This window comes from Photobacterium carnosum, from assembly GCF_002849605.1.
In the GTDB taxonomy this organism is placed as follows: Bacteria; Pseudomonadota; Gammaproteobacteria; order Enterobacterales; family Vibrionaceae; genus Photobacterium; species Photobacterium carnosum.
The window spans coordinates 31,217-51,291 of record NZ_NPIB01000004.1 but is presented as its reverse complement, the minus strand read 5'-3'; the positions used below and the strand labels follow the sequence as shown (position 1 = coordinate 51,291).

Genomic DNA, 20,075 nt, shown 5'->3' with positions numbered 1-20,075 from the left:
ATGTCAGTAAATAAAAGTAATTGGATTAAAAAATGCCGCTCGCCATGGTTATTACTTCTAACCATGTTCATCACATTATTGCCGTTACAAGCAATCGCAGCACAAGCAGAAGCGACGGTATCAAAAAATGTTGTTGCCGTGAATCAAGTCTTTCAGCTAACGGTTTCAATTGATACCGCAATCAACCCTAACAGTGTCGATTTTAGTGTATTAAGCCCCGATTTTGCATATGGTCAACCCAGTGTCAGTAGCTCGACATCATTAATAAATGGCGCGATGTCTCGTAATACAACTTGGACGCTTGCGGTTGCGGCAAAAAATGTCGGAACGGCCACGATCCCCGCCTTTAAAATAGGCAGTTCTCAAACAACACTGATCACAATTACAGTACTTAAAGGCAGTCAAAAAAACACGGCAACGGCATCTAATCAAGCTAATGTTCAAGTCACTGCTGAAATTGACAAAAATATACTTTATGTTGGTGAAAGTATTAATTATCGCGTTAAAATATTGATTGGCGAGCAGCTATCTCAAGCCTCATTAAGTGCACCATCAGGCGATGGCCTAGCCGTATCACAAGTGGGTCAAGATGCTCAACATAATATTGTTCAAAATGGTCGTCGTTATTTAGTCATCACGCGTAACTATCAGCTGACGGCAGAAAAGGCAGGCAAGATCATTATTCAAGGTTCGAAATTCAATGGTAGCGCAGTACGTGGCGCAAATGGTTTTAACTCAGGCATTACCGTACCAGTAAATGAAGATGCTCGAAATATCACCATCAACATCAAGCCTAAACCAACGGCTTATAAAGGATTATGGTTACCAACCTCCGACTTACAGTTACAACAAACATGGCAACCACAGGTTTCGAATCTCAATGATGTAACCACCAAAGTTGGCGAACCCATTACCCGCACCATTACTTTGCGAATTAAAGACGTTGCTCAAAGTAATATGCCAAATGTAAACCTGACCTACCCTGATACTGTGCGTATTTATAATGAGAAGCCTGAATACCGTACTGAAAATGGCTACAGTGTAATGACGTTAAAACAAGTCATTATTCCTCGTCAAACAGGTAAAGTAACACTACCACCATTAACCATTAATTGGTGGAATACAACCACAGAAAAACAACAACGCAGTAAAATTAAAGGGTTAACTTTAAATGTCATTGCTGATCCTACAGCAAATAACCAATTTTCATCACCAGCAACAATAACGCCACCAGCAGCAACAATACATTCAGCAAAAACCATTACTGCGGCGGGCATATGGCCATGGACAACGCTTGTTTTTGCCCTATTGTGGTTAATTACTTTAGTATTATTAATTAAAAAACGTCAGCAAACTGTTATAGCAACAACCGTAACAGCGACACAAACAACAGATATAACATCAATGCTTGAAGCGGCGATTAATGCTAATGAGCCAATTAAAGTACAAACTTATTATCAACAATGGCGTCAACAGCAATATTCAACATTGACGACTCAACCACAACTATTACAGCAACTTGATAATGAAGTACAAGCGATGATGGCAACGCATTATTCACCATTAGATAGTGCATGGAATAACCAAACATTGTTAGCCTTATTAACCCAAGTTAAACAACTTACAGCAACAAAAAAGGCACCAATGACATTATCTAGTCTAGATCCACAATAACCTCGGTTAAAAAATATAAGGCTATATTTATAGCCTTATTAAAACGCTTAAGATTGATTGATACATTCATAAAAACAAATCAATTTTAGGCGTTTTACTTTCTGTAACCAAATGTAAAATAACATGACATTAGCTACCCTCTTTACAAATAAAATCACCACTAAATCCTTAACAATTAAACATCTCATCTTAATTAATATTTTTTAGTTACGTGACACATACCAATAAAAATACACAGCTTGCTACTCAATTGTGAAGTTAACGTAATAAGAATTGTTAAAAAACAGCAATAAGTATGCTTATTAAAAGAAGACTGGCTATTTTAAACAGATCCTGTTAAAAAATGTTTCTGTTACAAAATATAAAACGTAAATACAAACACAAACACAACAATAAAAATGCAGGATAAACTATGAGCCAATCACAACCCTTTCTTGCCAGAGTCGCTAATGGCAGTTTAGTAATACAAATATTGGTGGGTATTATTGCCGGCGTTGCTTTAGCCGTTATATCCCCATCATCAGCATTAAGTATGAGCTCTTTGGGCGGGCTATTTGTTGCCGCATTAAAGGCAGTCGCACCTATATTGGTATTTATTTTGGTGGCGTCATCAATTGCCAATCAAAAAAAAGGCACTCATACTAATATGAAACCAATAATTTTCCTTTATTTATTAGGAACATTATTAGCCGCTTTTACCGCCGTAGCAATGAGCTTTCTTTTTCCAACCACTTTAACGCTTGTTACTAGCACGACGTCAATTGCACCACCTGAAGGTATTGCAGAGGTTATTAATTCACTATTTTTTAAAATGGTTGATAACCCAATTAACGCTTTAATGACAGGTAACTTTATTGGTATTTTGGCATGGGCAATCGCATTAGGTTTCTCACTACACCAAGCAAGTGATGCCACTAAACAAGTTTTCCAAGACATGTCTGATGGCGTAACATTAATTGTGCGCTTTATTATTCGTCTAGCGCCTATTGGTATTTTTGGTCTTGTTGCGCACACTTTTGCTCAAACAGGCTTTAATGCATTATTAGGTTATGCACATCTATTAGGTGTATTACTTGGTTCAATGGCTATTATTGCACTCATTGTTAACCCACTTATTGTGTTTGTAAAAATCAGAGCCAATCCTTATCCGCTGGTATTTCGTTGTTTACGTGAAAGTGGTATTACCGCCTTCTTCACTCGTAGCTCAGCGGCAAATATTCCAGTAAATATGCGATTATGTGAAGATCTTAATCTACATGAAGATACTTATTCCGTTTCTATTCCTTTAGGTGCGACCATTAATATGGGTGGCGCTGCAATTACCATTACCATTTTAACGTTAGCAGCGGTACATACGCTCGGTATTGAAGTTGATCTTGCGACAGCCGTATTACTCAGTGTAGTTGCCGCAGTATCAGCGTGTGGCGCATCGGGTGTTGCTGGTGGTTCACTGTTATTAATTCCGTTAGCTGCAAGCTTATTTGGTATTCCAAATGAAATTGCAATGCAAGTAGTCGCTGTTGGCTTTATTATTGGGGTAATTCAAGACTCAGCAGAAACAGCATTAAACAGCTCAACGGATGTCGTCTTTACCGCAGCAGCATGTTTAGCGGCTGAACGAAAAAAAGCAAAAGTACGCCTACAAAAATCATAAGTACGTTGCTAACAATATAAAAACACAACATTAAAAATACGGCTATCAAATGATGGCCGTATTTTTTTATCTATCATATCGTTTTTATTAGTAGATATTAGTCGCTTTACAAATAGCATTATTTGAGCAATTAATAGATTTGTATTATTTGAAATTTCATTCTTATTGTACAAATATTACCTACAAAAATACTGATTTCAGACTAAAATGTAATAATAAACACTAAAAATAGTGTTATTGTTACAATTTAATACGTAATCTAGTCGTTATTCTAATAAGTTAAACAAATATCGAAACTTAAATATTGATGAAAAAATCTAATGACGATGATTGAATTTTTTAGTTGGTAAGCAGGTGTATTCGCCCGATAAAATCGAGTGATATAGACAAACGTTACCCCTATTAACATCAATAAAAGAGGGCTTCGTCATGGTAACCATCACCGCGCATAACACGGGCTATACCATCGCTAAATCTGCGGTAACTAAAGCAAGTAACCAACTCTCTGCCGCTGGTTATTTTACTGATATATACTGTATGGATCATCGATTTAGATTAGTAATCGCTAACGATAAACAATTACCATATGAATATACAATCCACTTTATTCCCAGTGTTGATGGCGATGGAACACATATTGAAGTCTTCCTTAAAAATGATCAAAAACGCTATTTTGTCGATGATTTTTCAGAACCAGAACTCATTGCAGATATTATTAATCACTACCAACATTACAATAGCAGTGAGTTTTAACACGGCTTATAGTGAAATTAAACCGTATAGCGCAATAAAAAAAACCTGCCACTGGATAAACAGCGGCAGGCGAACCGGAATACAATAGTTATTATTATAATTTACAAATGCTTACATTGACCATACATAGAAAACTTGTGCTTTCATTCGAATGATAATGCCACGAATAACATCTAAAAAACCAAGAAAACTGATCGGTTTTTCAGCACTGACCCAAGCTAAACCGACGGAACCAACAGGAATATCATACCCTTCTGTTTCATAAAGCTTTAAGCGTACAAAATGGTGTTTATTCGCAATATTGACACCGGTTGTTTGACGAACATTGGTTTCACGTCCAATCAAATTACCCTGCGATTCACCCGTTGCCTCAACAATACCTTCAACTTCTGCGGCAAAGACTTTGCCCGGATAAACAGCAGAAGCAAACTCAGCCATTTGTCCTTGTTTTACATTACGAATAGCTTGATGATTAACGCGCATCAATACATATTTTTCATTGGTATACATTTGAATCCGTGGAACAGAGCCAACATATTGACCTTCACGCATAATAAAATTCGTTACAAAACCGTCAGCTGGCGCATAAACCTTAGTATTGTCCAGATCCCATTGTGCTTTCGCGACATTTTCTTGTGCAGTAATAATATCAACCTCACGACTCTCTAAGGTTAAATGGGCTTTTTCTATTCCTAATTGGGCTTTTTTAACCGCAATATGGGCTTTTTCAATTTGTGAATCCAACATCACTTGCTGCGATTTCGCTACATCAACCGCAGTACGTTGCTCATCTAACATACTTGCTGTTATTGTATGTTTCACGACATTATTTTGCTTCACATAACGCGCCAACATAGTGCTTTTTAAGCGATAATCCGCTTTTGCTGCTGACAACTGTTTAATTGCAATATCAATATCTTTCACTGCTGCAACTTCTGATGCTTGTGCCATTCCAATGTCTTGTTTAGCCATATTTCGAGCTACTTTTGCAGCATCAAGGCTGGCTTGTGCTTTGTTAAGTGCAATAACATAGGGTTCAGGCTCAAGCTCATAAATCAATTGGCCTTGAGTAACCTTACTGTTTGGTTCAACGTGAATGGCTTTTACACGGCCATTAATTGATGTCGATGCTGGGCGCAACTGTACATGTGGTGATTGCACTAACGAACCACCAGATAAATCCATTGGCGCATAAGTAATTAAACCAAACCAGACAAAGATTAACCAACTGCCGCCACCGATGTACGCAAAAGCTTGAGTGAATTTATTCCATGGCATGCCCACTAAACGCAGTAAATAGATAAACAGAGCCCAAACAGCTAAACCTTCTAACATACTATTTCTCCTCCGTATCTGTCGTCATAGCATCTGTAGACATAGCATCTGTAGACAGAGCTGGCACTACAGGCAAACGATCCCCATGCCAAATATCTCGAATACGGCACAAAGCTTTTTCACCATCAACAAATGCAATAATTACCGCCAACACCCATACCCAATGCCACACAAAGCCTATCCATGTTAAGGCTGTTATCAAGCCTATTTGGTGATGCTCTTTAGTCGATGCTTTATGAATCGGTAATTCATGTATTTTCCAAAAACCAATTCCAACAGCGGCAATAGTTGCAATTAAGACTACTCCCGCAAAAACACTTAATACTGTATCTATATTGGTATCGACAAAAGGCATACTCAATAAGCTCATCCACACTCTCCGGTTCAAAACTAAAATAGTTAATAAGCACCACTCATGCAGTGATGAATAGCCGTCATTATGGAGAGAGCTCACATTAACGGTATAAATCAAGTCTATTTAAATCGAAAATAGCTAATAATTGATATAATCAGACTTATACTAACGATAATAATCCTACTTATTTCAGCAAAATACCCATTAGCACCATAAGAAGAACATCATGATCAATATTGCCTTTATTCGAACCGCCTTTCTTAAACCATTAGAACTTGGCTTACAAAAACACTATGGGATCGGCTTGGCTGAATTAGGTATTCCCCCTCAATTACTTAAAGAACCGATGTCTTTAATCCCTTTCAATGATTATTTACAGTGGTTAGAACAGATTGAAGAATTAACCAACGATCCAGCGTATATGATCAAAATAGCCGCCGATCTAACATTTGAAAATATCGGGCCAATTGGTAAGTGGTATGTGACTTGCCCTGATCTCGCGTTAGCATTTCGACGGATCAACTATGGTGTGTCATGTTTACAAGGAGGGGCGTCTTTTCATGGTCAGCAATCAGGTAAAATTGTTAAGTGGGTATATTACAATAACTATGCACATGGGCGTGCGGCGAGTTTTGACAGCTTAAAAATTGCGATTTTATTTACCCAAGTCACCCGTAACTACATGGGGGATGATTATGTCCCTTTAAAAATAGAGTTATCGGGTGCTGAAATAATAGATCCGGCTATTCAACAGTTTTTCGGCTGCCCGATCACATGGCAATCACCTGCGACAAAGGTTTGGTTAAATCTTTCGATGTTAGAACATGGTAATCAACGCCCACTACCAATAACCAAGCCTATTCTTGTTTCAAATTTACAACTTGATGATTTACTCAACATGCCCCAACCGTTAGATCTGGCTAAAGTCATGTTTGAAATTATTAACTATTCACGTTATTACGGCTTTCCTACACTGGATTTTATTGCCGAAAAAATTGGGTTATCACGTCAACAATTACAACGTCGATTACATGATAATGGTTGGACATTTACGAGCATGACAAATTATATTTTATGTAATTTAGCCATAAAATATATGCTCTCAGGTATGAGTATCGAGATGATAGCGATGGTACTTAGCTACAGTAATGTGCAAAGTTTCAGTAAAGCATTTAAACGCAATCGAGGCCTAACGCCCGTACAATATCAACAACAACTATTAGAACGTAGTCTGAATTAATCGCTGTGCCTTCTTAAAAAACAGCCATAAAAAAACGCTAAATAACGATTATTATTTAGCGTTTTTCTATTGTCACATTACTTAAATCACACCACGACTATCCATTACCGATGGTTTAGATTATCGAACGATTTCATTATCAACAAAATGCTCTTTAATTGTCGACATCAATACAATCGGTCCCATCATAGTCACGTTAAGCGGTGTCCCACTTAAACCAAATTGCAAATCTGATAAGTCTGCTGTGGAGTAATTATAACGACAATCAAATTTATCACTCGCAATATGTAACAAATCAAAATCTTTACGATGACATGAAATATGCGCACACCAATACATAGCATCAATGATCTCATCTTGACACATCGCACGGATCACAAAGCGCCAACTTCCCTCTTCACCATAAAAATCAACGGGAAATTGATTTTTTTTCTTTCGTCTTTTAAACAACGCAAACCTTCCACAGCCCATTTAATACTTTAAGTTATCCCAAAATTTAATCATAGCTTGTAAAAAGAGATACTCACTGCAATATAATTTATTTCAAACTCATCAATAACATAAATTATGCAGAGATTAACAACAGATTAAAATTAAAAAATGATAAAAAAGAAGAGATTAATTATAAAAAAGTAGCCGTTATGAACAAATTCAGTTTCATTAGGATATATTTGTTTACATTTTAGGGGTTGTATTTAACAAATCTATGCCTATAATGCTGAAAACCGGAGCGTCTGCCAACGCTCCGGTTTTTTTGTGCCTGCTCAAAAGGCAAAAAAGTTACCTGCCAGTAACGATTTAACCTGAGCTATATTCGATAAGATTTAAGGAATAAATATCATGCGTATCGAACAAGATCTAAAATTAGGGTTTAAAGATGTATTATTTCGTCCAAAACGTTCAACATTGAAAAGTCGCTCTCAAGTTGACTTAACCCGCGATTTTACATTCAAACATAGTGGTCGTCAATGGTCTGGTGTGCCAATTATTGCTGCTAATATGGATTCAGTCGGTAGTTTTGATATGGCTATCGCATTAGCACAACACAAAGTAATGACCGCAATTCACAAACATTACACTGTTGAGCAATGGGCCGAGTTCATTAATGCTAACGATGCCTCAGTGTTAAATAACATCATGGTTTCAACAGGCACATCTGACGCTGATTTCCAAAAAACCAAAGACATCATGGCGCTAACCGATGACATTATCTTTATCTGTATTGATATTGCCAATGGTTACTCTGAGCACCTTGTCGAGTACGTTGAACGTATTCGCGCACAATTTCCTGATAAAGTAATCAGTGCGGGTAACGTGGTTACGGGTGATATGGTTGAAGAGCTTATTCTTGCGGGTGCTGATATCGTTAAAGTCGGTATTGGCCCAGGCTCTGTATGTACTACGCGTGTTAAGACTGGTGTTGGTTACCCACAACTTTCAGCAATCATCGAATGTGCAGATGCTGCTCACGGCCTAGGTGGTCGTATTATCGGTGACGGCGGTTGTTCATGTGCGGGTGATGTTTCAAAAGCCTTTGGTGGCGGTGCTGATTTCGTAATGCTTGGCGGTATGCTTGCAGGCCACACTGAAAGTAACGGTGAAATCATTGAGCAAGACGGCAAGCAATTCATGAAGTTCTACGGCATGTCGAGCCAGAGCGCAATGTCTAAGCACTCTGGTGGTGTCGCTACATACCGCGCAGCTGAAGGTAAAACAGTATTATTGCCTTACCGTGGTTCTGTAAATTTCACCATTCAAGACATCATGGGCGGTATACGTTCTACTTGTACTTATTTAGGTGCTGCACAGCTAAAAGAATTAACTAAGCGTACGACGTTTATCCGTGTTCAAGAACAAGAAAATAACGTTTACGGTAAAGAGTAAGCTTAATATTTTTCAATAAATATTATTGAAACAACCTTAAACGCTATATAAAGCCAGAGAAAGATAATGATCTTGCTCTGGCTTTTTTGTGTTCTTTTTTTAACAACAGCCGTCATTCCCTACAGTGAATGCCCACGAGGGCGATAGGGAATCTATTTACAGAATGTTGAAACCTTAAAGCGTTTAACAATCAAGTTAGCTCGTTTTTTCCCCAAAACTTGTTAGATCAAATACTCATTTATATTGTATTAACGTTATTTTGGATTAGTTTTAATAATAATTTTAATCTTGCGGTTTAAAAATGAGTTTTTTATTATCCTGTTTTTTGCGCAAGAAAGTGTAATGAATGTTATTTAGGTGCCAAAGCACAGTTGATTTTATCTATTTATTAATGCCGTTATGCTGTATTTTATTTTGGTGATTTAATTTTTAGCATTTATATGGATATAGAAAGTATGTCTAATACCGATTCATTTTTAACTAAAGCTATTGAGACAGAGACAGGAAAGTATGTTTCTGGACTATTATTTAAAAAATTAGATAAATTACTTGAAATTAGAAATAGAGATGTTGAAATCTCTAATGCATTAAGCTCAATTATTATACCTAATGATGCTGAAAAACGAGCTATTCTGGAAGAAAAGGTTATAGATAGATATCTAAAGTTTAAAACAATTAACTCTGATAATGTAGATGTTCACATTGATGATATTTATCACCCGCTAAAGTTTGTTTTTTGTGATAATGGACAAAAAAACTTAGTTGATGAATCTTTTACACTTGTGAATAGGAAAATAACTTGTGTCATAGGTAAAGCTGGACAAGGAAAAACAACAATTATAAGAAAGTTGGTACAAAAGGAGTTAAATGAAGAAAACGGTCGAATCCCACTAATAATAACTCTTCGGGATATAGACTGGGATAAACACAATAATGTGTGCGAAATTATAAGTTTAGAGTTTGACAGATTTGGTGTGAGTATTCCAAGTGAAACTATTATTTATCTCTTACAGTTTAATAAACTATTAGTATGTTTTGATGGTTTTGATGAAGTAAAAGATGAATATAGAAAGTTAGCACTAAAGGCTATAAATGATTGCTATTCAAAATATGATTGTCAGACAATTGTTACAACAAGACCTGGTACTGAAGTAACTTTATCTCTAGATTCATCACGAAATGCTAATCTATTAGATCTAACATTAGATGATGTTTTTAATATAATAGATATAAATAAAAACATCGACAAGAAATATAAAGAATTATTAAAAGATGCAGCTAAATCAAAAGAAGAAATTGGAAGTATACTTTTAACTCCAATAATTGTGGATATTTTCATACTAGTTTATAGTTCATTAGATTCAGAGCCAAAGACATTAGCTGAATTTTATGGTCAATTATTTTCTATCATTATAAATAAACATGATAGATTTAAGTTTCTAACGCGACAATCTAAATCAGGTTTAACTAATCATGAATTACACAATGTATTCTGTCATGCTTGTTTTCATATGATTGTTTTAAAAGCTCCTCTTGTTCTTTCAGAAGATTATTTAAGGAAAGTTTTTTCTGAATCATGCGAATCTCTTGGTATCAATGAGCATAATGACTTATCACATATTGATATAGTCGATAAAACTAGTTTATTAAAGCGTGATGGTGATTTTTTTTCTTTCATCCATAAAACAATCCTTGAATATCATGCCGCAAGGAAAATATCCGATTTAGACTCCAGCTTAAAAACTGAATTTTATGAATTAATTATAAATAACTATGATTCATCCTTTGAAAATGTACTCTCTTTTGTTAAAGATATTGATACACCATCATTTTATAAGTTATTTGTTTCACTTGTACTTAAAAATTCAAAAATAAAAGCATCGTATGATTTTTTTGATGACGATCTTTTATATATTATTTTGGGATATAATACTTTTGAATATAAGATTAGCTCAAAAGATATACACTCCAATAAATTTAGAGTTCAACCAATTTCTCTATATGAAAGCAGTTATCTTGAAAAATTAGATATGGTTTCAAAAATAATTAATATTCTTGATTATCCACGAAGTAATTTAATAACATCAAAATTAAATAGTATTGTTAATTTATCAAAACGAAGCTTACCAAAGCTAGTGGCTGAAAATAAGGTTAAGTTCCAGTTGACAAAAGAAAATATTGAAATAACCAAAAAATCAGGGACAACGGTAGAAACAATTTCAATTTATAAAGTAAAAGTTTTAGATTTGATAGATTATATGATAAACAACAAACAAGGTCATAAAAAAGATTATTTTTCTAAAAATATTAATGCTTTTTTATATAAGTTAAATTCAGATGTTAATAACTATCTTCAATCTTCAAAAGCACAATCTAATTTAATTAAATTATTGAAAAAGTGATATCTACTATTAAGTAGCCTTTTATTCTCACAGATTATTTAATGTTAGTTTGATAATCTCTAACTCGATCTCACCTTGCCTTTCATAGTAGGTGCGTTATTGACAAGTATAATCTATTACACCTTTGCCAAAATAATCGCCAAGTGACCTGAAAAATAAGGATATGTGTCGCGCAGCCGACACCTATCCGAAGTGTTGGACAAGCCCGAGCAACCTTATCTAAGTAAATATTGTAAATACCGTTAAGGGTGATGTTGAAAAGTTGAACATAACATTACCCTTATTTTTTCTAATACCTACCAGTCTAAATAGAGTAGAAAGTCTAACAAGCTTCTGTCCAATTTTGAGTTAGTCACATGACTAGCTCAAGCTTCATGCATCAGGATTGTTTAAACCACATATAGAATCTTACAGTATTTAAGACTAATACCATTTGACCTAAATTAGTCGCAATAAGTTAGGTCAAATGGTGGCTTCTACACATAACAGTAAAAAATATATAAGTAACATTCATAACTAGAGACCACTTTGATGTGGCCTTTTTTATTTTAAATAATATACTTATATATCTATCAAAGTATTAATAAATCATTAAACGATTTATTTTTGTAGCACTAATTGATTATCTTTTAATTGATATATTTGTGATTTCGCGACGTCAGCAGGTAGAGCATAAGGTGTGTTTTCACCATGCGTTTTATAATCAATTTTAATCATTAGCGGATTATTATTAACAATAGCAATTTTTTCTATGTTAATTCGATCGCCAATAAACACATTGGTCAGATTTTCAAGTTTTTTATTGTGCTGTTCAAATACGGATAAATAGTAAAATGTACCACTACCCGAATTCGTGGTTACAAAAGATGTCGCAATATACTTACCTTGCTGAACAGCCTGATTAGCATCAAGGTAAATTGTTGTATTATCAGCGCCATCAGGTGTTTGATACTCCCCCATAAGATAAGGTTGTTGTTGTAATTGTTTTATGGATGTTAAATGAATACTCGCCGTTGTATCGGGTACTTTAACCTGCCATTGTTGAGGTTGAGTTATTAATTCTTTTAATGTTATAGGCGGTTCTGTACGTGCTACCGTGTAAAAAACACCTGTTCCAAGTATGATCACAAAGACCAATATTATCCACTTTTTCATCATCTTCCTCTTATATTATTAAAGTAAAAAACCAGATCGCTGATTCACTAGGATCTTGATGCTAAATATTTATTGGCAATAACCATACCTAAAATCATAGCAGCAACAAAAGCAAAGACCGCATAATTACCACCGCCTAAATTAGTTATTGCAGGACCGGGACAAAAACCAGCCAGTCCCCAACCAATACCAAAAACAATGGCACCAACCGTTAATTTAGCATCAATCTTATTACTATTTTTAGGCGCTATTGTATCGCCATTAATGGCTGTTTTACGTTTTTTTATAATCAGATGATAACAAAGTGCAAACACAAGCAGAGCCCCTATCATCACAAAGGCAAGGCTTGGATCCCATTGACCAAAAATGTCTAAAAAAGCGATAACTTTATGCGGATTAACCATTTCTGAAATAATCATTCCAGAACCAAATATAATCCCAGCAATAGCACCAACAACAATACGGTTTATCTTTAAGCTGCTCATTATAAATCACCTAATAAACGACGAATAAATACAACAATAATGGCTGAAATCATAAACATACAGGTTGCATAAATTGAACGTTTAGAAAAACGTCCCATGCCAACAATACCATGACCACTCGTGCATCCATTACCTAACCGCGTACCAAAACCAACCAATAAACCCGCAATTAAAACAATACCTATATTAGGTTCACTAATAGTCGGCAACATTACGCCCAAGGGAGATAAGATAAATACGCTTAAAACCATTCCAACTAAAAATGCGATTTTCCACCCTAATTCTTGTTTATCTCTCTTAATTACGCCATTAATAATGCCACTGATTCCTGCTGTCTTACCAATAAATAACATCAATATAACGGCAGATAGCCCAAGTAACATACCACCAAAAAATGATGGCCAAGGTATTTGAAAAGTCATACTCACCTCACCTTAATCTTGATCACAAAAAATATCATGGAAACTGGTTATAAGGGCTGTAATACGCGGATCAGCTAAAGAATAAAAAACCGATTGTGCTTCTTTTCGGATTTTCACAATATTATTTTTTCTTAATATTGCTAAATGTTGTGAAAAGGCAGATTGACTTAATGTTGAATTAAGCTGCAATTGATTGGCACTCATTTCTCCATCCATTAACTGACAAAGTACGATTAATCTTTCCGGATGTGTCATTGTTTTCAATAAATCTGCAACTTCCGTTGCCTGTTGTTTCATTTTATCTAATTGCATTTTTATCGCTTCTTAATAAGAACATTAGAGATAAGGTCTAACTATAACCCACAATATTAGATAACGCTAATTTAGCATAACCTTTATTAGTAAAGTCTAATATATTGTCGTATAGTATGGTAAGTCTTAATATTGGAGTCAGTGATATGTCAAAAATTATAATCGTAGGTGGTGTTGCAGGGGGAGCTTCAGCAGCAGCTAGAGCACGTCGTTTGAGTGAAACCGCAGAAATAATCATGTTTGAACGTGGTCCATTTATCTCTTTTGCTAATTGTGGCTTGCCGTACCATATTGGTGGCGATATCAAAGATAGAAATAAACTGTTATTACAAACACCTGAAAGTTTCTTGGCACGCTTTAATGTTGATGTTCGTACCATGAGTGAAGTGGTAAGTATTGATCGAAAAAATAAAACAGTAACAATAAATACGTTGATCGATAACACTCAATATACTGAAAGTTATGATTTTTTATTATTAAGCCCTGGTGCTAATCCTATTATCCCGCCCATTGTTGGTATCAATAACCCATTAACTTATTCGTTACGAAATATTACAGATATGGATCGCATTATCCAAGCGATTGAAATCAATAAAGTTAACCATGCGACGGTTGTTGGTGGTGGTTTTATTGGTTTAGAAATGATGGAAGCATTCCACCAGCGAGGGATCAAAACAACATTATTAGAACGTTCTGATCAAGTAATGATGCCCGTTGATCGTGAAATGGCAGGGTTTGCACATGCTGAAATTCGCGATAAAGGGATTGATTTACGTCTTAACACGGCACTAACCGACGTTCAATTTACTCCAGACACAAAAACTAATGATCGTTTAACCTTATCATTAAGTAATGGTGATTCATTACAAACCGACATCCTCATTATGGCTATTGGCGTTAGCCCTGAAACCCAGTTAGCGAAAGACGCTGGTTTAGAGATTGGACTAATCGGTGGCATTAAAACAAACGCACAAATGCAAACAAGTGACCCAGCTATTTTTGCTGTTGGTGATGCGATTGAAGAAACTGATTTCGTTACTCAACAACAAACCGTCGTCCCTCTTGCTGGACCTGCCAACCGTCAAGGTCGAATAGCGGCAAATAACATGCTAGGCCGTCATGATAGTTACCAAGGAACTCAAGGTACATCAATCTGTAAAGTCTTTGATTTAGCCATTGCCGCAACAGGAAAAAATGAGAAACAATTAAAACGTGACGGCATTAATTTTGAAAAAGTTTATGTTCACACAGCCAGTCACGCCAGTTATTACCCTGGGGCTGAAACAGTCTCTTTTAAAATGTTATTTGACCCAATAACAGGGAAAATTTTAGGAGCGCAAGCCGTCGGTAAAGATGGCATTGATAAGCGTATTGATATTATGTCCGTTGCTCAACGAGCAGGAATGACGGTTGATCAGCTTCAACATATTGAATTAACGTATGCTCCACCTTTTGGTAGCGCTAAAGACGTCATTAATCAAGCGGCTTTTGTTGCGAACAATATCATCAATGGCGATGCAACGCCGATCCATTTTGATGAGATAGATAACTTAACTGAAAATCAAATATTACTTGATGTACGTAATCCGGGCGAATTAAGCACACAAGGCTATATTGGTAATGCGATAAATATTCCAGTCGATGAATTACGCCACCGCATGCACGAATTACCAAAAGATAAAGAAATTGTTGTTTATTGTCAGGTTGGTTTACGGGGTAATGTTGCTTATCGTCAATTAGTCAATAATGGCTTTAAAGCACGAAATCTTATTGGTGGTTACCGTACTTATCAATTTTCTAAAATATAAACGTGAATACGCTAACTTAAAAAGCCTTCACTGAAGGCTTTTTTTATCTATAAATTATATTCAACCATTAACAACTTAATGTACAAGCGATTATAGTATTTTTTCATTTACTGGTTCATAAACTGATAATACATCACCAATATTCACCTGTTCATGCATGTATTGCGAACCACCTTGGCTATCACAAGCACGTTGAACCTCAATTTGATAGACCCCTTCAATAGCAGAGTCACACAGAGCATAAGCACGTTTTAAACCATTGGGTAACTTCACGGTGACGTGTGCACCGGCACTAAACGGAGGCAAAGCACCAAGATCAGTTCGACTTAAGTAGAATCGCTTTATCATGGCTGATTTATCAACAATTTTTACCACTCGCATTTCTAATTTAATTAATCCTTCAAGTCGTGAATTCCAATCTTCAATCTCGTTAACGATTAAACGACGCTGAAAAACCTTTTTCACCTCCTCGCCTAATTCAGGCAAAGTAGCAAGTGCCGTTGTTGCTGTTACATTGTCGGTTTCGATATAAAGATAGTGCTGCACCGTGGCAATTGTCCATTGTGGATAAGGCCGTTCAATAACCTGTATTGAGTCATCTTGATGAATATCACCTGTTTGCAATACACGATAAAACCAGCCTGTTTTACTGTTATGTTGTGAATAGCGTGCAATCGTGGGTTCATTAAAACGATGATTAAGCTTAAAACAAGGTTGTCTTGGCTGAGTAACTTCTAACACAACGGAGCCAATAGTAATCTTATCGCCAATACAGACGTTATGCTCATTCATGCCAGCAACCACTAAATTTTCACCATAACCGCCATCGACAAACAATGGTGCAGATTCAGGAAATATATGTTGTAACTGCACGTAGTGATTACTATCAAATTGCAGTACTGCGCGATCTAAACCGCCATGAAAACGCTCAGCTTGCTCATCACCTGCAAATCCTAATGCTGTTACGTTAACCTTCTTTGTTATCGATTTTTCAATACCGGTACGGAAAAAATAATCTTGGCCAGTAACGCGACCATAACGTAATTGTTCAACGGTGGAATACGGGAACATAATCTTTTTCCTAACGGGAGGAACTCATTCAGCAATTATAAAAAAGGCCGTTAAAACCACTTAATATACGGGTTTTATACGGCCTTAAACATACTGTTATCAGTCAACTTATTTTTGTAGTTGCTCTTTCGCTGCTTCTACTTTTGAAAAGTCTAAACCTAACTCTTCAACAGCTTCTTTAATTAATGCAGGATTTTGCATTACTTGTGCCATTAGCATTTGCAGTTTATCTTGCGGTAAACCTAATTGGCTAATCGTTGCCATTGCTGCCAAAGGGTTTTGAGTTAGCATCTGGAATATATTATTGATCTGCTCATCGCTAATATTATTCTCTTTCAACAACGCAATAATCGGGTTCATCACACTACCTTTTTGTAATTACTCAATGAAATAAGCGACAGTTTAGCATTTGCACTTACTTTGTTGCACTATCAATAAAAAAAACGTAAATATCACCGACATTATCCATTTAGCCATGATCACTCCAGCCACTAGAACTATCTTGCTTATACCAATCAAGAACTAACTGATGCAAGAATTCATTGATCCCACCTTCAGTGGTATTAATCAATACAGTGCTATTTGATGTGTCCAATAACGTCGTGGTACGTTAATCTCATAATCCGACTTATATCATGATTGATAATGACGCTTAGCATCTCGTACTACAGAAAAAGGAATAAAAGCGCAACGAAGATATCCAATAATAATATGACTTTTATAAAGTGTATTAATTTTATATCGAATAGAGACAATATTTGCCACCATTAACCAACTACAGATCAGAGCCAAGATACTGCCATATAGAATAAAAAGACTAAAATCAGAGATCAAGAAAATAAGATTAATTATCAAAAGAGTTTTAGAAAGGAGTGATAATTTAGTGGTTACCGAAGGTGATGCTTTTTTCATAAAATAAAATTTATTGTTATCGAGAGATCTTTAATAATAATCTTATTATCAGCATCCATAACCTCTATTTGGTAAAAACATCTTTTCTGAAAGTTTATTATTTATGATGCATATTGTATTATTTACCGCTTATAACTATAAAAATATCAAACAAAAAAAGGCGATCCGAAGATCACCTTATAATTATTTTCTCACCTTACTTAATGATATTTATGCTTTTTGTTCTTCAAGCTCTGAAATTTCTTCTTTCTGTTTAATAATATCATTAAAGACTATTCGAGCTTCTTGAGCTAATTCTGATGCTTCCAGTTTAGCTTCTTTTGCCACCATTGCTTCTGCGGTTAGACGGTGCAACTCATCAGCTAATTCCTGAGGAACATCACCCATATCTGCACCACTATCACCACGCGCCAATGCTTCTGCTCGAATGGTTTTCTTAATCTTCCAGATTGCATTCAATGCATCACGCTCAGTGTTTGCAGCTTCAATCGCTATATCTTTTAATTGTTCAAACTTCGCTAATGCCATCCCTTCTTTTGACCATGGATCAACATCTGGCAGTTCTTCAATATTAATATTAATCACTGGATCTTCGTAACCATCTTGATGACTTAAATCAAGTGATGCTGCTTTTACAGCTGAAATCATTAGCATGACAGTAATGAATAACAGAGGTAAACCACCCACAATAGCCGCCGTTTGTAGTGTTTCTAATCCACCCATAAACATCAAAACAGAGGGCATAAATGACATTGCAAATGCCCAGAACAAACGGTTCCAACGCATAGGCTCTTCTGTAACATCATTTTGAACAACAGAAGCAAGAATATATGAAATTGAATCAAACGTTGTTGCTGTAAAAATTAAACATAACAGTGTAAATACAGCAATAACAATGGTACTAAACGGCAATTGCTCAAGAATAGAGAAAATTGCTTTAGTTGCGCCTTCTGCATTCAAAATACCAACAACATCAAGCGTTCCTGATAATTGTAGTGATAAACCGTAATTACCTAATACCATGAAGAATAAGAAACACCCCATAGAACCAAAGAAGATAGAGCCAGTCACCATTTGCTTAATTGTACGACCTCGTGAAATACGAGCGATAAATAAGCCCATACTTGGCGCAAAGACTAACCACCATGCCCAATAGAAAATAGTCCAATCTTGTGGGAAGTGAGTATCTTCAAACGTACCATAGCCACCAAAAGGTTCAGCCCATGTTGCCATAACGAAGAAATTAGAAAGCATACGACCTAATGAATCTAAGCCCGTTTCTAGCATGAAAATCGTTGGGCCAGCAATAAGAATAAAAGTCAGTAAACCTAACGCACCCCAGAAGTTAATATTACTCAGTACTTTAATGCCTTTTTCCATACCGGCATAAGCAGAGTAACCAAAAATACAAGTACATAGCAGTAATACTATAATTTGTGTTTGAGTATTTTTAGGCGTACCAAAGAGATAATGAGCCCCTTCTGTAATTAATGGTGCCGCCAGACCGAGTGTTGTAGCACCGCCACCAAGCAAACCAAAAATAAACAACACATCAATAACTTTACCCACCCAACCATGGCTACGTGCTTCACCAATAACGGGCATTAATGCAGCAGATACTTTTAATACAGGTTGTTTACGTACGTAAAAGAAATAAGCAATTGGCACGGCGGGTACAAGATAAATACACCATGCAATAGGTCCCCAATGGAATACACCATAAGTTGCAGCCCAGCGTACCGCTTCTTCACTTCCGGGTTCTAATTGAAACGGTGGACTTTGATAATAATAAGCCCACTCAATAGCACCCCAGTACAAAATACTAGCACCGATACCACCACAAAATAACATCGCAGCCCATGATGCGGTTTTAAATTCAGGCGCTTCATCTGCATCACCTAATTTAATTTGACCGATGTCAGAAAAAACAATGTAGATCATAAAGAAAAAAGCAGCCATACCAAGCGCTAAATATAAAAAACCCAGAGTATCTGTCATAAACGTTTTAGCAACGGCAATCCACTCTGCACCTTCTTTAGGAAATAAAAGAAGCGGAACTACCACCAAAATCAGCATTGTTAAAGCCCCAAAGAATGTGGGCTTATCAATTAATTCGAAATTTTTACGTAATGTATTCAAACGATATCCTTACTGCTATATATCATCCATGAAAAGTTACATATATGATGTTCTTTTAACACTAAAGACACAAACGATAACGGTAATGGTAACGATGAATTTTTTTTATTAACCTTAAATTAATCAATTATTTGCGCAAATAATAATGTATAGATGAATTAACAAGCAAAACAATTACCATACAGTTACAAATAGAAACATATAATCTCAATCATCACTTACTAGAAATAAAGTAATAATAAAATTATATGCTATTTAGCTTGTCTCTTAAGCAAGAATATATGCAACATTATCGATAATAGTAGTTAAATCTCTATTTCTAATCATGCTTATATTTGTTTATCCTTTGGTAGCATTGAAGTGACATATATACATAGTCTAAATACTAGACTATGTCGTTATCACGATAACTACTTACATTTTTCTAATTATTTTCATTCTAATAATAGAACTATATCCTCTTTCTTAATTTAT

18 protein-coding genes are annotated in these 20,075 nt (G+C 35.7%); 7 read left to right on the top strand and 11 right to left on the bottom strand.

Going from position 1 to position 20,075, the window contains the following annotated elements; all coding sequences use genetic code 11:
• The 3 genes from CIK00_RS05345 (at position 1) to CIK00_RS05335 (ending at position 4,081) form a co-directional block, all read left to right on the top strand.
• Entirely contained in the window at positions 1-1,674 is a 1,674-nt protein-coding gene (locus CIK00_RS05345; RefSeq protein WP_101768011.1) for a BatD family protein, read from the top strand.
• 412 nt (positions 1,675-2,086) lie between these two features.
• The gene (gene sstT / locus CIK00_RS05340; protein WP_101767888.1) at positions 2,087-3,328 is read left to right on the top strand and encodes a serine/threonine transporter SstT; all 1,242 of its coding nucleotides are present in this window, start codon (positions 2,087-2,089) and stop codon (positions 3,326-3,328) included.
• Between the two features lie 429 nt (positions 3,329-3,757).
• The gene (locus CIK00_RS05335) at positions 3,758-4,081 is read left to right on the top strand and encodes a hypothetical protein (RefSeq protein ID WP_101767887.1); all 324 of its coding nucleotides are present in this window, start codon (positions 3,758-3,760) and stop codon (positions 4,079-4,081) included.
• Positions 4,082-4,192: 111 nt separating this feature from the next.
• Here the strand turns inward: CIK00_RS05335 and CIK00_RS05330 are convergent, their stop codons facing one another.
• Positions 4,193-5,416 (bottom strand): HlyD family secretion protein, encoded by a 1,224-nt coding sequence (locus tag CIK00_RS05330; RefSeq protein WP_101767886.1) that lies wholly within the window; start codon positions 5,414-5,416, stop codon positions 4,193-4,195.
• Between the two features lies 1 nt (position 5,417).
• Positions 5,418-5,786, bottom strand: coding sequence for an MFS transporter (locus tag CIK00_RS05325; RefSeq protein ID WP_232576711.1), 369 nt, complete (start codon positions 5,784-5,786; stop codon positions 5,418-5,420).
• A 211-nt stretch (positions 5,787-5,997) separates the two neighbouring features.
• Here CIK00_RS05325 and CIK00_RS05320 point away from each other — a divergent pair, with 211 nt between their 5' ends.
• Positions 5,998-7,011, top strand: a complete 1,014-nt coding sequence (locus tag CIK00_RS05320; protein ID WP_101767885.1) for an AraC family transcriptional regulator — start codon at positions 5,998-6,000, stop codon at positions 7,009-7,011.
• 120 nt (positions 7,012-7,131) lie between these two features.
• Here CIK00_RS05320 and CIK00_RS05315 read toward each other — a convergent pair whose 3' ends face one another.
• Positions 7,132-7,461, bottom strand: coding sequence for a hypothetical protein (locus CIK00_RS05315; RefSeq protein WP_227990338.1), 330 nt, complete (start codon positions 7,459-7,461; stop codon positions 7,132-7,134).
• Between the two features lie 390 nt (positions 7,462-7,851).
• On the opposite strand from CIK00_RS05315, the gene CIK00_RS05310 reads away from it, so the two are divergent.
• Together CIK00_RS05310 and CIK00_RS05305 are read left to right on the top strand one after the other, a co-directional pair.
• Positions 7,852-8,895, top strand: coding sequence for a GMP reductase (locus CIK00_RS05310; RefSeq protein WP_101767883.1), 1,044 nt, complete (start codon positions 7,852-7,854; stop codon positions 8,893-8,895).
• Positions 8,896-9,350: 455 nt separating this feature from the next.
• On the top strand, positions 9,351-11,297 hold the full coding sequence (locus CIK00_RS05305) for an NACHT domain-containing protein (protein ID WP_167388518.1): 1,947 nt from the start codon (positions 9,351-9,353) through the stop codon (positions 11,295-11,297).
• Between the two features lie 600 nt (positions 11,298-11,897).
• Here CIK00_RS05305 and CIK00_RS05300 read toward each other — a convergent pair.
• Genes CIK00_RS05300 through CIK00_RS05285 form a run of 4 tightly spaced genes read right to left on the bottom strand, consistent with a single transcriptional unit; the run spans position 11,898 to position 13,671 of the window.
• Entirely contained in the window at positions 11,898-12,452 is a 555-nt protein-coding gene (locus CIK00_RS05300; protein ID WP_101767881.1) for a hypothetical protein, read from the bottom strand.
• Positions 12,453-12,499: 47 nt separating this feature from the next.
• The gene (locus CIK00_RS05295; protein ID WP_101767880.1) at positions 12,500-12,937 is read right to left on the bottom strand and encodes a YeeE/YedE family protein; all 438 of its coding nucleotides are present in this window, start codon (positions 12,935-12,937) and stop codon (positions 12,500-12,502) included.
• A complete protein-coding gene (locus tag CIK00_RS05290; protein WP_101767879.1) occupies positions 12,937-13,359 on the bottom strand; it encodes a YeeE/YedE family protein in 423 nt (140 codons plus the stop codon). Before CIK00_RS05290 ends, CIK00_RS05295 begins: the two co-directional genes overlap by 1 nt.
• Before the next feature lie 12 nt (positions 13,360-13,371).
• The gene (locus tag CIK00_RS05285) at positions 13,372-13,671 is read right to left on the bottom strand and encodes an ArsR/SmtB family transcription factor (RefSeq protein ID WP_101767878.1); all 300 of its coding nucleotides are present in this window, start codon (positions 13,669-13,671) and stop codon (positions 13,372-13,374) included.
• Between the two features lie 146 nt (positions 13,672-13,817).
• Between CIK00_RS05285 and CIK00_RS05280 the strand changes: the two genes are divergently transcribed.
• Complete coding sequence (locus CIK00_RS05280) at positions 13,818-15,479, top strand: FAD-dependent oxidoreductase (protein WP_101767877.1); 1,662 nt, start codon at positions 13,818-13,820, stop codon at positions 15,477-15,479.
• 90 nt (positions 15,480-15,569) lie between these two features.
• Here CIK00_RS05280 and CIK00_RS05275 read toward each other — a convergent pair whose 3' ends face one another.
• The 4 genes from CIK00_RS05275 to CIK00_RS05265 form a co-directional block, all read right to left on the bottom strand.
• Positions 15,570-16,550: an MOSC domain-containing protein gene (locus tag CIK00_RS05275; RefSeq protein WP_101767876.1), complete on the bottom strand. Its 981-nt coding sequence runs from the start codon at positions 16,548-16,550 to the stop codon at positions 15,570-15,572.
• A gap of 108 nt (positions 16,551-16,658) precedes the next feature.
• Positions 16,659-16,910 (bottom strand): DUF2999 family protein, encoded by a 252-nt coding sequence (locus CIK00_RS05270; RefSeq protein ID WP_101767875.1) that lies wholly within the window; start codon positions 16,908-16,910, stop codon positions 16,659-16,661.
• Between the two features lie 109 nt (positions 16,911-17,019).
• Positions 17,020-17,145 (bottom strand): hypothetical protein, encoded by a 126-nt coding sequence (locus CIK00_RS21610; protein WP_267893086.1) that lies wholly within the window; start codon positions 17,143-17,145, stop codon positions 17,020-17,022.
• Positions 17,146-17,672: 527 nt separating this feature from the next.
• Positions 17,673-19,601 (bottom strand): BCCT family transporter, encoded by a 1,929-nt coding sequence (locus tag CIK00_RS05265; protein WP_101767874.1) that lies wholly within the window; start codon positions 19,599-19,601, stop codon positions 17,673-17,675.
• Positions 19,602-20,075: the final 474 nt, after the last annotated feature.